The sequence below is a fragment of the Cyclobacterium jeungdonense genome (genome assembly GCF_010994275.1).
Classification (GTDB): domain Bacteria; phylum Bacteroidota; class Bacteroidia; order Cytophagales; family Cyclobacteriaceae; genus Cyclobacterium; species Cyclobacterium jeungdonense.
The window spans coordinates 272,868-289,160 of record NZ_WMCD01000006.1; the positions used below are offsets into that span (position 1 = coordinate 272,868).

Genomic DNA, 16,293 nt, shown 5'->3' on the forward strand with positions numbered 1-16,293 from the left:
TCACATAATTGGCTCAATCCTTTCTTTTGGACAAGACTACTGGCGAAAAAGAATATTGGTATAATATATTATTGATCATATATTAGCGTTTTAATAGGGCAAAACAAAAAAATTGTCACATGAAATCGAGCATGACGTACCTGTCACATATTGGATGATTATAAAACATGCGAGATTCTCCCGATTAAATATCGGAAGAGGCTATCTGACCGTTGAAAAAAAATATAAACAGATGAAATTGGGGAACAAAAATTTTCATTTTAGTTTTTTTGCCGGGCTGGCAATGCTTGGCTTTCTATTTACTTCCTGTGGTAATCAATCCGGTCGTAGGACTGCCAGTGATCCGGGAGGAGTAAGTGCTTCTACAGGCGCTCAGTATAGTTTTGATGAGGAAGATTCTACTTCTTTTCAAGTGTTCCGGTTACCTACGGAGGTGGTTGGTCCCCGGCTTGTATTCATCCAGGGTGGAAGAGCTGTTTTAGGTTCTCAGGAACAGGATATCATGGGGTTTCGGGATAATGTAGAACGAACCGTTACCATCGCATCATTTTACATGGATGAAACGGAAGTCACCAACGTCGATTACAAGGAATTCTTGTTCAACATGGCCAAGCGGGACGGAGTCAGCGCCGACTCCATTCAAAAGTTGGAACCTAATGAAGATGTGTGGGATGGCACGATGTCTTACAATGATGTGTATGCCACCTATTATTTCCGATACCCTGGTTTCAATTTTTATCCGGTGGCAGGGGTAAGTTGGACGCAAGCCAATGCCTACAGTGAATGGCGGACGGCTTATGTAAACGAATTGGAAAGGCAAAAGAATGAATTGGATTCAACTCTTACGAAGGATCAGCTAATCGAAAGAGGATCTGTATTTCCCGATTACAGACTTCCAAACGAAGCTGAATGGGAATTTGCAGCGAAAGCGATGATTGGTACACAATACATGGATGAGAACCAGGAAAACGGACGAATTTATCCCTGGGACGGTAGGGGACCCAGAAATCCATATAACATTAAAAGAAAATCAAGACAAGGGGATTTTTTGGCCAACTTTAAAAGAGGACGAGGAGATTATGCCGGTATCCCCGGTAGTGTATCCAATGACGGAGAAATTATTCCTACCAACGTATACGATTTTCCCGCCAATGACTTTGGCTTATACAATATGGCCGGCAATATGAACGAGTGGGTGCAGGATGTGTATCGTCCGCTATCTTTTCAGGATTTTGACGATTTGAATCCGCTAAGGAAAGATGGGGTTTATGACGAAGAAGACACGTACAATACCACGTTGATAGACGATAACTACCGGGTTTACAAAGGAGGCTCGTGGAGAGACGTGGCCTATTGGCTTGCCCCTGGAACCAGAAGGTTTATGCATCAGGATTCTTCCTCTAATCACATTGGATTTAGATGTGCCATGATCGCTGTTGGCGGAAAAGACAGGTAATTGGAAATACGAATACCGGTTACCAAAAATTTTAAAAGGGGCAAATCGCCCCTTTTTTCATATGTCTATAATTGTTTCTTAATGGTCACATGGAATCTCGCATGTTGGATAATCATCCCTCCGTGTGTCGCTTGCGTCATGCTCGATTTCATGACCTTATTTTTTTCATTGATAGCTACAAAAAAGCCTTTTGGAATTGGTGAAGGCAATAAATAGTGTTTTGCTGTGTAATCATGAATTTAATAGTATTTTTGTAAGCATAATTTATTTAAACTTAGGCATTTGTATGAAGCGGGCTTTATTTTTAGGTTTCGTCCTGTTGGTATGTATTCAGGAAAGTATTGGCCAAAGCTGGAGAAGAGTAGGAGACTGGGGCAATGACTATTCTGCTATACATTGGGTCAATGAGAATGTGGGGTATATTGCCGGAGAAAATATATTTTTAAAATCCATTGACGGCGGACTTAGCTGGGTTGAAATCAAATCGCCCTCCCATGGAACCCTTCTGGACCTCTCCTTTTATGATGAACAATTTGGTCTGGTAATCGATGATGAGGGACAGCTCCACCGTACAATAGATGGCGGATCGAATTGGAACAGTTACCAACATTCAGATACCGCATCCTGGAAGAAAATTCGCTTTGTAACCGATAATATTCTGGTAGTCACAGGAAGTTCAGGAGCCATCATACGGTCTGATGACCGAGGGATTTCCTGGAAGGAGGTACCGGTAAATACCACTGCCGACATCAACGGGTTAACTTTTGTCAATGACAGCCTGGGTTATGCGGCTACCTCTGATGCAGCGATCCTAAAAACGACGAATTCAGGCAAGGACTGGGAAACATTTTCTTCTGGATTTCAGGCAGCTTTAAACGGTATTCATTTTACCGATGATACCACCGGGTACGCGGTAGGAAACTTGGGGACCATCATTAAGACGGTGGACGGAGGGAGAAATTGGCAATACATCAATAGTGGGATCGATAGCGATCTTCACGAGGTAGTATTCAATCCTGCTTTCCCTCAAATTGGTGTGGTTAGCGGGGATAACGGCACCATACTGAGGACTGATAATGGTGGCCTTACCTTTGTCGCGGCAAACTCCCGTACGCAACAAAGCATCAAAGGACTGGCATTCAGACCTGAAACCAATAACCTGCTTGGAGTTGGCGCCAGTGGAAATTTAATAACCTCGAATAACTCGGGTGCTAGTTGGGGCATTCGTTTGTCAGGAAGGGCCAATGATTATACATCCATTCAGTTTACCACAGACCTAAGAGGTTACCTTACGGGTGATCAGGGGTTGATCCTATTGACAGGAAATGGAGGTAATACGTTTGCAGATCGGTCCAGACCCATTTCTCTTCCCTTTAATAACCTTTATTTTGTTACCAGTAATGCTGGTTTTGTCTCGGGAAACAATGGGAATATTCTAAGTACTACCAATTCAGGAGCAAGTTGGACCACCTTAAATCCCGGTACTAACCGGAATGTCAACGGTTTGTATTTTTTTGATTTCAACAGGGGCTTTGCCGTGGGAGAGAGGGGCCTGATTACTAAAACCGAAAACAGAGGAGTCAACTGGGAGATGGTTCCCTCCGGATACAGCGACATAAATTTCAGCGACATTCTGTTTTTTGATGACGGTACCGGATTGATCATTGGGGATCAGGGATACCTGCTTCGCTCCGAAAATGGAGGAGTCAATTGGGATCGGGTGCCCCTGAACCAGACCGCAAAATTAAATGCTGTAACAATGCTGGATGAAAATACGGCCATGCTTGTGGGGGATGGGGGAACAGTTTTGAAGACCGTTAATAAAGGCAATTCCTGGTCTGCTCTCCAAACAGGCGTCCCGGTACACTTCAGTGATGTGGAGTTTCTGGATGAATCGGTAGGATTTATTACCGGAGATGAGGGCACCATCATGCGGACCTTTGATGCGGGTGAAACCTGGGAAAAGCTTCCTACCGGTACCTTTCAGGATTTTACCGGCCTGAGTTTTGGTGACTTGAACGTTGGGTATGCAGCGGGAGAAAATGGGATTTTTTATCAGTATACCTGCCAGGTTCCACTAGACATCGCTACCATTTTTGGAGAGGTCGACATTTGCCTTAGTCAGCAAATCTATACCATTCAGGATTTGGAAGAAGAGGGAACCAGTTATGAATGGAGAGTAGACGGGGGAACGATACTGGAAGGACAGGGAAGCACCCGGATTGTCGTACGATGGGATGGACCAGGAAGGAATGCGGTCATGGTGAGGGGCCAAAACAACTGCGGAAATGGAACCACTACCGCGCTGGAAGTGGTCGTGTCAGAGCAACCCCAGCAAACCGCAGCCATACAGGGCGAGGGAGTAGTTTGTGTGAATACGCTGGAGGAATATTATGTGGATTCCATCCCCGGAACCCAGTATTTTTGGGAAACTACCGGTGGCGTGGTACGTTCCGGACAGGGAACGGCTCGAATTACCCTTGAGTGGACTAATTTAAACGAGCAGTCCATTTCGGTTTCCACTACGAACCCTTGCGGACAGGGTCCGACCACGGAAAAACTAATTCAGGTGATTACCATTCCGGAGCAGCCTGCACCCATATCCGGTCCCGGAAGAGTCGGCTTTCAGGATGCGGATTATGAAGTGGCAGCAGTGCAGGATATCAACTACCAGTGGTCCCTGGACGGTGGAGGCGAAATAATCGATGGGCAGGGAACTGCTTCGGTCCGTATCAGGTGGAGCGACGAGGGGGATCATCAGTTGGAGGTCACGCCTATGAATGCCTGTAACCAGGGACCTAGTCAGGTACTTTCCGTGAATGTGAACTTGATAACTTCTCTGCCGGAAAACGATGCTAATGCGGATATTCGTCTATTTCCAAGCCCCTCATTTGGGGATATTCACCTACAGGTGGAGGGCTTACCATCATTGATCCGGCTGGAGGTATTTAATGCAAGCGGCCAAAAAATCAGACAGATTCAGACGCAGGAAGGCCAGTTTGTGTATCCCATTACCGACCTACCCAAAGGATTGCATGTCGTGGTTCTGCGTACCCGAACAGTTACTTATAAACGAAAAATCATTGTTTTTTAGTCCTCTATTCCTCCCTCTTTCATTTTTTCCGCATTTTCTGCAAAACGAAGGGCACTGATAAATTCTTCGATATTGCCCTCCATTACTTCGGGCAGGTTGTAAACGGTTTTGTTTATCCTGTGATCGGTGACCCGGCTTTGAGGGTAGTTGTAGGTCCGTATTTTATCGGATCGGTCTCCGCTACCCACCATGGATCTTCTTTGAGCGCCTACCGTTTCGTTGTGCTTGGCCAATTCGATTTCGTATATTCGTGACCGCAATACCTTCAGGGCCTTTTCAAAGTTTTTGATCTGGGATTTTTGATCCTGACAGGTAACGACCAGCCCGGTAGGTTCATGCGTTAGTCGCACGGCAGAGTAGGTAGTATTGACGGATTGTCCACCCGGTCCGGAGGAGCAATAGGTATCTTTTCGCACATCATTCATATCGATCTGTACGTCCACCTCTTCCATTTCAGGAAGCACCGCTACGGTAGCAGCGGAGGTGTGAACCCTTCCTTGTGTCTCTGTAGTTGGTACTCGTTGTACCCGGTGTACACCAGATTCGTATTTCAGCATACCATAAACGTCAGCTCCAGAGACGGAGCTGATGATTTCCTTGTACCCGCCAGAGGTGCCAAAGGTGAGATCCAGCACAGTAAGGTTCAGGTTTTGCTTTTCGCAAAACTTTTCATACATGCGGAACAAATCCCCTGCAAAGATCGCCGCTTCATCACCACCCGTACCACTCCGGATTTCCAGAATGCAATCCTTGGAATCGTTGGGATCCTTTGGAATGAGCATTTTTCTCAACTCCTCCTCCAGCTCCTCTTTGCGGTCTTTGAGCGTTTCCCATTCCAATTTCGCCATTTCCCTGAATTCCGGGTCTTTTTCTTTTTCCAAAAGGGCTTTGGTACTGCTGATGTTTTCCAGCGTCAGTCGGTAGGTTTCATAAACATTTACTACCTTTTCCAGGTCCTTGTATTCTTTGGAAAGCTTGGTGTACTTTCCCATGTCCGACATGGCTTCTGGCTGAATGATCAGCTGGGCTACTTCTTCAAATCTTTCTTTTATGGCTTCCAGTTTATCCAGCATGGTACGATATGGTTTGAAGGGCAAAAATAAACAATATTGTTGACGAATACCCTCCCGGCGGAGCAGAAAGGTGTAGCAGTGTGCTTTTAGCTTTAAATAGGGGACCAGTATTCTTTATCATCTTAAAAAATTCGAAAATTGGGTAGATGGATAGAACTTTGCGATCCTATACCTGTTAGTCCCAGATAGAAGCAGCTTTGTTTCTAGTGGTGGGTGCAAAGGCGTCGCGGGGAGGGCGGAAGGTACTTTTACCGGTTCAAATTTTCCCATTTTCCTAGCGCAGAAATTCAAAGGAAAACGTCCTCAGATTGGCGTTTCGTTGCCGCCTCTTTGAGTTGTTCCATGGGTTCACCGCCAGTAACCCTGTTTCCCAATTATACCCCATAAACAGAAGCCATAAATGATTTTAATCATCCATTGCACAATTTTGGCAGCAAGTGTGTATCTTTAACTAGCAGACATAGATAGACGGTTTTTATGAATAGTATTCAGACATTTCTTTCAATAGGAGCGGTTTCTTTTTTTCTGATTTCCTGTGGGAATAATAAAAAAATCGACCGGGATATCGTAGAACAGGTAAACCAGGCAAATGAGGTAAAAAAAGTGGCCGAGTCAGAAATCATCGCACATGCCATGAAGTGGGGGGACGAAATTAGCCAGGATGCACAGGCGACGCTGATCGGTGCCCTTCAAAAGGCAATAGAAGAAAGAGGAGTGCCTGGAGCAATTGATTTTTGCCAGGTAGAAGCATTGCCCATCACGGACAAGGTAGCCGAAAAGCACAAGGTAGAAATTAGAAGGGTCTCGGTTAAAAACCGGAACCCTGAAAACCAGCCCAATGAACTGGAAAAAACGTTGTTGGATGCTTACCAGTACAATGTCGAAAACGATATCAATAGCCGCTCCAATATTCAGAAAGCAGAGGATGGAGAAGTGCTGTTGTTTACCAAAGCAATTACCATCCCGGGAGGGCTTTGCTTGAATTGCCACGGGGAGCCGGGCAAAGATATCAGCGAAGCGACCCTTGAAAAAATCAATTCCCTCTACCCTAACGATAAAGCCATCAATTTTAAGGTAGGTGACCTGCGGGGCATGTGGAGCATTTCCATTCCCAAAAAAGAAGTGGTGAAAAACATGTAAAGCAACCCCTTTGGTTGTTTCCTTCTTTTTAAAGTTTCCTTTATATATTCGCAAAGAAATTCGCCTTCGCGTATGGTGAAGCGAACACGTATTGTTACCTATTCATCTGTTTATGAAAAAAGTCTATTTAGTGGCCGGTTTACTCATGTTTCAGACCATGTTGCTGGCTCAAATCAAAAGTCCAGCCGAATTTTTAGGATATGAATTAGGAGAACGGTTCACACCTCACCATAAAGTGGTTGCCTACTTTCAGCATGTGGCATCGGAAAATCCCGCCGTCAAGCTTCGAGAATATGGAAAAACCAATGAATTGCGCCCGCTGCTTGTCGCCTTTGTCTCTTCGGTAGAGAATATCAATCAACTAGAAACCATCCGTACGGATAATTTAAAGAGGGCAGGAATGCTGGAAGGGGCTCCGGAGCTTTCCATTCCGGTACATTGGATGAGTTATAATGTTCATGGCAACGAAGCCGTCTCTTCTGAAGCTACCATGATGACCCTTTTTTCGCTCGTGGATCCCGATAGTTCCCAATACAGACCCTGGCTGGATGAGATGTTGGTCGTTTTAGATCCCTGTGTGAATCCGGACGGGCAGGAAAGGTACGTCAACTGGTACCAACAAAAAATGAATAAAGTGCTGCAGCCCGACCTGCAATCCATCGAACACCGCGAACCCTGGCCGGGGGGAAGGCCCAACCATTATTTGTTTGACCTGAACAGGGACTGGGCCTGGCAGACACAGGTGGAATCTCAGCAGCGTCTGGCACTTTATAACGAATGGTTGCCTCAGGTACACCTGGATTTTCACGAGCAGGGAATCAATTCCCCCTATTATTTTGCCCCTGCTGCAGAGCCCCTTCACGTGCAGTTGACCGATTTTCAACAGGAATATCAGGAACGTTTTGGCCGGAATACGGCTACTTATTTTGATGCAAACGATTGGTTTTATTTTACCAAAGAGCGATTTGATTTACTCTATCCCAGCTACGGAGATACCTACCCCATGTACAACGGGGCCATTGGTATGACGATTGAGCAAGGAGGCTCGGGAAGTGCCGGAATAGGCGGATATACGGCCGATGGGGACACTGTTACCCTTAAAGACCGGATTATCCACCACCACACTACCGGGATTTCTGCCATTCAAACCACATTTGATCTAAAGGAGAAGGTACTGGAAGCCTATTCTAATTATTTTGAAGGAAGCAGCTCGGATCCTGTAGGTCCGTACAAGAGTTTTGTAATCAAGGGTAGCAACCCTCCAGCAAAAGTCCATGCCTTACTGGACTTGCTCGACAAAAACAACATTCGCTATGGACTCAGCGGGAAGAGCGCAAGCCTGACCGGCTTTTCGTATCAAAACGGGCAGTCAGAACGCCTGAATCTGGAAGAAAATGACATTATCATCAACGCCTACCAGCCCAAATCCGTTTTGACCCAGGTGCTTTTTGAGCCCGAACCGGTGCTAAACGATAGTATAACCTATGACATTACTTCCTGGGCCCTTCCTTATGCCTATGGGCTGGAGGCCTTTGCCATGGAAAGCCGCCTGGATGCGGGGCAGCCCTACGAGGCAGCAGCCTTTGAGCCAAACCAGCCTGATGTGGAGACACTTGCCTATATTGCGCCCTGGAATGCCACCCTTCATGTCAAATTTCTCGCGGCTTTGTTGCAGGAAGGAATTCGGGTGCGTTACAACGAGTATCCCTTTGAAGTGGCCGGAAATAGCTATCCTACCGGTTCGCTGATCATTACCCGTGGGGGAAATGATTATGTACCCAACTTTCACCAGAAGGTGACTGATTTGGCCAATTCATTTGAGATTTCCCTGGGCCAGACGAATACGGCATATGTGGACAGTGGGAAAGATTTTGGTTCTTCTCATGTACGCGTCATTCAGAAACCTTCCATTGCCCTGGTAGGCGGAGAGGGTGTTTCATCGCTTAATTTTGGTGAAATCTGGCATTTTTTGGACAGTGAACTAAGGTATCCGGTGGTGATTCTGGAAAGGGATCAATTAGCAAGCGCTGATTTGAGCCGATACGATGTAATGGTGCTGCCTTCGGGGAGTTATCCCGATGAGCTGTACGAAACGCTTACCGAATGGGTAACTGCGGGTGGAAAGTTACTGGCACTGGATGAGGCCCTGACACTATTTGCCGACAAGGAAGAAGGGATGTTACGTACCTTTGCCGATGAGGACGAAAAGGCCCTGCAGGACAGCATCAAGGGTAAGGCGATGGAGGCAGAAAAAATCGCTCCGTTTCTAGAGCGAGAGCGGCTAGACATATCCAATTATGCTGCCGGAGCGATATTTGAGGTACAATTGGATTCCACCCACCCTTTGGGTTACGGAAAAAACGGAACCTTTTACACCCTTAAAAACAGTTCCAACCGGTATGCGCTGATGGATCAGGGAATCAATGCAGGTTATATCTCCGGAACTGACAGCCACCGCACCGGTTTTATAGGATATAAAATCAAAGGCGGCATGGCACGTTCCCTGGTTTTTGGTGTGGAAGCTAAAGGCAGGGGACAATTGATTTACCTGGTTGATAACCCCGTATTTCGTAGTTTTTGGGAAGATGGCAAGTTGATCCTTGCCAATGCCCTTTTCCTTTCCGGAAATTGAGAAAAAACGGTCATAGATTTAATCTATGACCGTTTTTTCTCAATTATTTCCTATCTTGCCTAGGAATTTTCCGTACCTATGGCCGACTTTATCCTCAACCAAACCGACACCTTTCGCTGCCCCTGGTGTTTGGGATTCGAACAGTACATTCAGTATCACGATGAAGAATGGGGTGTGCCCGTATACAGTGACCGCAAGCATTTCGAATTTCTGGTGCTGGAGAGTGCCCAAGCGGGCTTGAGTTGGGCCACCATCCTTAAAAAACGGGAGGGATATGCTCAAGCATTTAATGATTTTGACTATCAAAAAGTGGCTGCTTTTACCGAGGCTGACATAGAAAATCTGCTTCAAAATTCGGCCATTGTAAGAAACCGTTTGAAAATCGAGGCAGCGGTTAACAATGCTGGTAAGTTTATCGATATACAGAAGGATTACGGGACATTTACCGATTATATCTGGGGTTTTGTGAATGGAAAACCCCTTCAAAACGAATGGAAGGACCTTTCAATGGTTCCTGCGGCCACCCAACTCTCCAACCAAATAGCCCGTGACCTGAAGCAAAAGGGGTTTAAATTTTTGGGAAGCACCATTGTTTATTCCCATTTGCAAGCGACCGGTATTGTAAGCGACCATCTGGTCCAATGCTTCCGGCATCAGGAAGTCAAGCGCATGGCACGGTAAAATCAGCAAGCAATCATGACAGGACCCTACTACCGATACTTTTGGATCAAGAATGCGCCAAAAACCGAATTGATAAAGTTGGTTTTAGAAATTCTTCCGGACTAGATGCTCCAGTTTTCCAAAGAAACCAGTGGTACCGGATACCCGTTCCCCAGCCTCAAGCGGTTTTTTTTCAACGTTTCCGAAGTAAGCTGGAAGGGAACGTGCCGGTCAAATCCCTTTAGTTTTGCCAGTTCCGGAATCCACCGGGCAATGTATTCCCCCTGAGGATCGTATTTTTTGGCTTGCAGCAGGATATTGAAATAGCGATCTTGCCTGGGGTCATTGCCCACCCCGGCAATGTACATCCAGTTGCCCCAATTACTGCAGGGGTCGTAGTCAATCAGTTGCTGCTCAAAATAGGCAGCTCCCCATCTCCAATCGATTTCCAGGTCGTTTACCAGGAAACTAGCGACCAATTGTCGGCCCCGATTGGACATAAAACCTGTTTGGTTGAGTTCTCTCATGTTGGCATCAATAAAGGGAATCCCCGTTTCCCCTGCTGTCCATTTTAAAAAAACTTCCCGATCCTCCTTCCAATACCCCGGCTTGTCCTGGATACCCTGGATTTGGAAAATGCGATTCCCGTGTTTTTTGGCTATAAAACGGAAGAAATCCCGCCAGATCAGTTCGAATATCAGCCAATAGGTGGACTGGTTTTTTGTTTTTTCCGATTCGAAACGCCGGATTTCCCAATAGATCTGCCGGGCAGATAGGGCTCCTAATCCCAGCCAGAGAGAAAATTTACTGGAATAGTCGGCGCCTAGCAGGCCATTTCGGGTTTGTTTGTAACTGGCCAATGCCTCCGTTTGCCAGAAGTAGTGATGAATTCTTTCCCAGGCAGCACCAGAACCACCCTTGAAAATCATATCCCCTGCCGGCTCCTGCCCGGCATGGGAACAGCCCAGCTCCTGCAAGTCCGGTAATTCGATGCTGTGATTTTCTGGCAAGGGAGTGAAACGAACTGGATCGGAAATGGTTTCCATCGGCCGAATTTGCACCAATTTTTCACATTCTTTGCGAAAGCGGGTAAACATTTCCGGTAGTTGGGTTACGGGAAAGGGAAGGTCGTCGATATGGAAAAGGGTAGATTGCCAATAGCTTTCAGTTGCTATCCCATGTTGCCAGGCTTCTTTTTCCAGAACTTCTTCTACCTTGATTTCTTCTTCCGTAACTTTCTGGGAAAAGCAGATTACCCCGGCGCCAAGATCTCGGGCAAGGGCAGGTATTTCCTTTTCAGGATGGCCCCTGAGCAGCAGGAGTTTTCCTCCTTTTGCAGCGATTTGTTCCTGCAAGTCCCGGAGGGTTTCCAATAAGAACCTGGCCCGGTGAATACCGGTTTTCTGCAACCCAAAATCTCCCGGTCCAAATTGACGGGGGTCCAGGCAATAAACGGGTACAATGCTCTTGGCAAGTTCGGTTGCTTTTTTAATGGTGAGGTTGTCATCCCATCTCAGATCATTTCTCAGCCAGACAAGTGCTTTTTCGTATCGCATACGGTAACCAAACTCCCTGTTCAGCCAAAGTGTTTTTTACATAAAGCTGATTTTGGCTGAAGTCAGGAATTTGAAATCCAATTCATGGGGGCCGATTTCCTATTGAAAAAAGATTCGACATCGATTATTGATCAAAAATAGAAATCAGGATCCCTTTTGATCAATTACCAACAGCTTTAGCTGTTGGTAAAGGCAGGAAATGTTTAATTTATCCTTGGCTTTAGCCAAACTCTTTATTCGGGAAGCCGTTATATCCAATTTCCCCCACAACCCTCCTCAATTTTGGCTAAAGCCGGGGTCCATGAAATCTCATTCTAGAGAATGGGCTAAAGCCGCATTCCTATTGAGAAAAGATTAGCAATCAATTATTACTCAATTGACAACTGCTTTAGCTATGGGTAAAAAGGAGGCAATACACCTATTGGCTTTAGCCAAATCCTTTATCCGGTAAAGCATTTATTTCCCATTTCCCCCATAATCTCTCCCCAATTTTGGCTAAAGCCTGAGTGGCGGGCATTATCAATAGGATGGGGCTAAAGCCGCCACCCTATTGAAGGGGACAGGTCAAAGATTATTGATCAAAAACAATAGACAGGACCGTACTGATCAATTGCCTCCTGCTTCAGCTGGAGGCAATTAATTGGGTTATTAGCATCATTGGCTTTAGCCAAACTCTTTATTCGGGAAGCCTTTATATCCAATTTCCCCCACAACCCTCCTCAATTTTGGCTAAAGCCGGGGTCCATGAAATCTCATTCTAGAGAATGGGCTAAAGCCGCATTCCTATTAAGAAAAGATTAGCAATCAATTATTACTCAATTGACAACTGCTTTAGCTATGGGTAAAAAGGAGGCAATACACCTATTGGCTTTAGCCAAATCCCTTATTTGGTAAAGCATTTATTTACCATTTCCCCCATATTCTCTCCCCAATTTCGGCTAAAGCCTGGTTGGCGGGCATTATCAATAGGATGGGGCTAAAGCCGCCACCCTATTGAAGGGGACAGGTCAAAGATTATTGATCAAAAACAATAGACAGGACCGTACTGATCAATTGCCTCCTGCTTCAGCTGGAGGCAATTAATTGGATTATTAGCATCATTGGCTTTAGCCAAACTCTTTATTCGGGAAGCCTTTATATCCAATTTCCCCCACAACCCTCCTCAATTTTGGCTAAAGCCGGGGTCCATGAAATCTCATTCTAGAGAATGGGCTAAAGCCGCATTCCTATTAAGAAAAGATTAGCAATCAATTATTACTCAATTGACAACTGCTTTAGCTATGGGTAAAAAGGAGGCAATACACCTAATTGGCTTTAGCCAAATCCCTTATCTGGTAAAGCATTTATTTACCATTTCCCCCATATTCTCTCTCGAATTTTGGCTAAAGCCTGGGTGGCGGGCATTATCAATAGGATGGGGCTAAAGCCGCCACCCTATTGAAGGGGACAGGTCAAAGATTATTGATCAAAAACAATAGACAGGACCGTACTGATCAATTGCCTCCTGCTTCAGCTGGAGGCAATTAATTGGATTATTAGCATCATTGGCTTTAGCCAAACTCTTTATTCGGGAAGCCTTTATATCCAATTTCCCCCACAACCCTCCTCAATTTTGGCTAAAGCCGGGGTCCATGAAATCTCATTCTAGAGAATGGGCTAAAGCCGCATTCCTATTAAGAAAAGATTAGCAATCAATTATTACTCAATTGACAACTGCTTTAGCTATGGGTAAAAAGGAGGCAATAAACCTATTGGCTTTAGCCAAATCCTTTATCCGGTAAAGCATTTATTTCCCATTTCCCCCATAATCTCTCCCCAATTTCGGATAAGGCCAGAATCATGAAATCCAATCATCAGGATGGGGCTAAAGCCACCATCCTATTGAGGGAAAAATCTCCATATATCTCAAACCTCATATTTTAAAGGCGAGCAATTTTGCATTCTTAAAACCTAATCCTCTCCCAAAATAGTCGGCTTGCTTTGGGCTTTGGATTGCTTGATCCGGTAGTTGAGCGTCAGGTTGATTTGCCTTCTTCTGGGCAGGATGTCCCCCTCGGTCATAAAGCCAGGTCCCTCAAATACATAACGATTTCTGCGGGAATTGAATACATCCATTACATTCAGAATGAGCGTTCCCCGGCCCTTCATGATGTCCTTGCTGGCAGAAATGTCCAGGTAGGTAATGGCCTTTTGTACCCCCTGGGCCACCCTTCTGCGACCCTCATAATTTCCCCGGAGCTGCAGGTCCAGGCCATTGGCTAAGGTAAAGCGGGAAGTCAGGCGGGTAAACCAGGAGTAGGTGTCGGCCGTGTAGGTGTCCAATACATTGCTGCCGTCAATTTTGGCATAAAAAAAGTTGAAATTGGCATCCAGCTTCCACCATTCCACCGGGTAATAGTCCGTAGTGAATTCAAAGCCCATGGACTGTTCGCCCACTATGTTATAAGGCAAGGTGGTGGCATTACCCTCCTCATCCACGCTACGGATGCGCTCAATTTTGTCCTCGGTATCTCTATAATACAAGGTGGAGAAAATAGAGCCCTTTTCCATGTATTTGATATGGCCGAGTTCGAAAGCATCCGTGTATTCCGGATTCAGGTCCGGGTTGCCGCTAAAGAAATTCCGGGCATCCGAAAATGTCATAAAGGGACTGAGATCGTTGTAAACGGGCCGGCGGATCCTGCGGCTATAACTGACCTGCAGGGCATCGTCTGGGCTGATGTTATAGGTTAGATGGGCAGAAGGGAACAGGTTGGCATAATCCCGGGGATTGACCTCATTGGTTTTTACCAGGGTAGTGCTCACATCGGTGTATTCCGCCCGTATACCTCCCTGATAAGAAAGTTTATTGCTCTTATTGCCCAGGATGGCATAGGCGGCATGGATGTTTTCATCATATAGGAAAATATCGTCCAGACCGGGCAGGGCTACCATGTCTCCCGACTCAGTCCGTTCGCTGACGATAAAATCATTTTCCATGTTGCGGATACTGCTTCGTATTCCGGTTTCAAAGTTACCTTCCGACCCAATAGGTTTGGTATAGTCCAGTTGGAGCAGCCATTGCCTGTCAAATTCGTCGTTGACAGAGGTTTGGAGCAGGGAGCCTCCGGGAATGGCTGTTCCATCGGGAAAATAAGCATCCTGCGTGTATACCTGATCGGAATTTTCCCAGTAATCCAGGTAGGTAATGGCCGTACTAAGAACATGCCCTTTCTGGTCAAAGCTTCGCTTATAGGTCAGGTTAAACTCGGAATTGGGTTCTTTCTCATCTTCATCCTGAGTCCGTAGGGTGTAACTGTCGAGTGGGGCACCTTCTGCCGCGTAGTCGTTATATCGGATATTGGTCAAACGCCTGGCATCGCTTCTTCTCCACAAGTAGGAGCCGGTAAGGATGCTGTTTTCGCTGAAAAAATAGTCCAGGCCTGCCCGGATATTGTTGTTCAGCCCATTCACCGTACCCGTAGTGGTTTGATAGGAGTAAAAGCTGGTATCGGCGTTGCTGACCTCCTGGCGAATGGTTCCTTCCCTGGGTACGCGGCGGTAGGCCACGCCATAATTGACAAACCAATTGATTTTCTTGTGGCGGTAGTTCAGGTTTGCGGCCAACCCAAAATTGGTTGGGTTTCCGGCAATTCCCTCGAAGGAGGCATTGAAGCCCTGGTTGTTTTCTTTTTTGAGAATAATGTTGATGACACCGGCCATGCCTTCCGCTTCGTAGCGGGCAGAGGGATTGGTGATGACTTCTACGGTTTCGATCATGCTCGCAGGGAGTTGTTGCAGGCCGCTGCTGCCTTTGAAGCTAACCAAACCAGAGGGTTTGCCGTCTACCAGAATCCGTACGTTGCTGGATCCCCTCAGGCTGACACCACCTTCCGGGTCCACGGTGATGGATGGCAGATTCATCAGAATATCCGAGGCAGTTCCCCCTGCATTGGCCAGGTCCTTGCCCACGTTGAAGATACGTTTGTCCAGGGAAAGCTCCATCAGGGTTTTTTCTCCCTGCACCACCACTTCATCCAGATTTTCGGTATCGGCTTCCATTTCCAGGCTGCCCAAATCTACCCTTCGGTTGTCCCGGTTGATATTCAGGTCATTGATTTCAATAGGCAAATAACCCATAAACTCCACGAGAACGTCAAACTCCCCTTGGGGCAGGTCCAGGTCAAAGGTTCCGTCCTCTGCCGTGATGCCTCCATTTACTAGTGTTTTTTCGGCGCTTTCGGATTCGAACACGCTGATAGTAGCAAAACCCAGTGGGACTTTGCCTTCCTGATCGATGACTTTTCCCCGAATCCCTCCGAAATTATCGGATTGGGCAAATAGGGAGCTGCTGATTAAAAAAAATATGACGATTCCGGGCAGGTAAATTTTTTTCATGGGTGTGTTATTTCATCTTCTGGGTTCTTGCAAAGATAGAAATACAATGTGTAGGAAAGTTGAATTTTTACAGGAAAGCCGAAAGAAGTGTATCAAATGGGTTCATTTTTTGATTAAACCGGAATTAGGACTTGTTTTTGCAAAAGCATATTTTTATTACTGTTTCTTTTTCCATACTTCGACAATGGTCAGTTACATTTTATTGGGAATCAATGATATTCTTATCCGCAATTGTCTGTTAATAAGTTTATTTCACAGTTGGTTTGATAAAATTTGTGTACTACAGGTGTTTTAAAAATTTGCGC

8 protein-coding genes are annotated in these 16,293 nt (G+C 45.9%); 5 read left to right on the top strand and 3 right to left on the bottom strand.

Annotation, left to right across the window (positions count from 1 at the left end; all coding sequences use genetic code 11):
* Window positions 1-283 precede the first annotated feature (283 nt).
* Together gldJ and GKS34_RS14180 are read left to right on the top strand one after the other, a co-directional pair.
* Window positions 284-1,456 (top strand): gliding motility lipoprotein GldJ, encoded by a 1,173-nt coding sequence (gldJ, locus tag GKS34_RS14175; RefSeq protein ID WP_435380170.1) that lies wholly within the window; start codon window positions 284-286, stop codon window positions 1,454-1,456.
* A gap of 286 nt (window positions 1,457-1,742) precedes the next feature.
* Window positions 1,743-4,550, top strand: coding sequence for a YCF48-related protein (locus GKS34_RS14180; protein WP_163385503.1), 2,808 nt, complete (start codon window positions 1,743-1,745; stop codon window positions 4,548-4,550).
* Here the strand turns inward: GKS34_RS14180 and prfA are convergent.
* Window positions 4,547-5,623, bottom strand: a complete 1,077-nt coding sequence (gene prfA / locus GKS34_RS14185) for a peptide chain release factor 1 (protein WP_163385505.1) — start codon at window positions 5,621-5,623, stop codon at window positions 4,547-4,549. The two genes, GKS34_RS14180 and prfA, sit on opposite strands and share 4 nt — an antisense overlap.
* Window positions 5,624-6,100: 477 nt before the next feature.
* Between prfA and GKS34_RS14190 the strand changes: the two genes are divergently transcribed.
* From GKS34_RS14190 to GKS34_RS14200, 3 genes are all read left to right on the top strand, one after another.
* Window positions 6,101-6,763 (top strand): Tll0287-like domain-containing protein, encoded by a 663-nt coding sequence (locus GKS34_RS14190; protein WP_163385506.1) that lies wholly within the window; start codon window positions 6,101-6,103, stop codon window positions 6,761-6,763.
* A 112-nt stretch (window positions 6,764-6,875) separates the two neighbouring features.
* Window positions 6,876-9,395 (top strand): M14 family metallopeptidase, encoded by a 2,520-nt coding sequence (locus GKS34_RS14195; RefSeq protein WP_163385508.1) that lies wholly within the window; start codon window positions 6,876-6,878, stop codon window positions 9,393-9,395.
* 78 nt (window positions 9,396-9,473) lie between these two features.
* Window positions 9,474-10,076, top strand: a complete 603-nt coding sequence (locus GKS34_RS14200; RefSeq protein WP_163385509.1) for a DNA-3-methyladenine glycosylase I — start codon at window positions 9,474-9,476, stop codon at window positions 10,074-10,076.
* Window positions 10,077-10,177: 101 nt separating this feature from the next.
* Here GKS34_RS14200 and GKS34_RS14205 read toward each other — a convergent pair whose 3' ends face one another.
* Together GKS34_RS14205 and GKS34_RS14210 are read right to left on the bottom strand one after the other, a co-directional pair.
* Window positions 10,178-11,611 (bottom strand): DASH family cryptochrome, encoded by a 1,434-nt coding sequence (locus GKS34_RS14205; protein WP_163385511.1) that lies wholly within the window; start codon window positions 11,609-11,611, stop codon window positions 10,178-10,180.
* Between the two features lie 1,950 nt (window positions 11,612-13,561).
* Window positions 13,562-15,988, bottom strand: a complete 2,427-nt coding sequence (locus tag GKS34_RS14210) for a TonB-dependent receptor (protein ID WP_163385513.1) — start codon at window positions 15,986-15,988, stop codon at window positions 13,562-13,564.
* Window positions 15,989-16,293 lie beyond the last annotated feature (305 nt).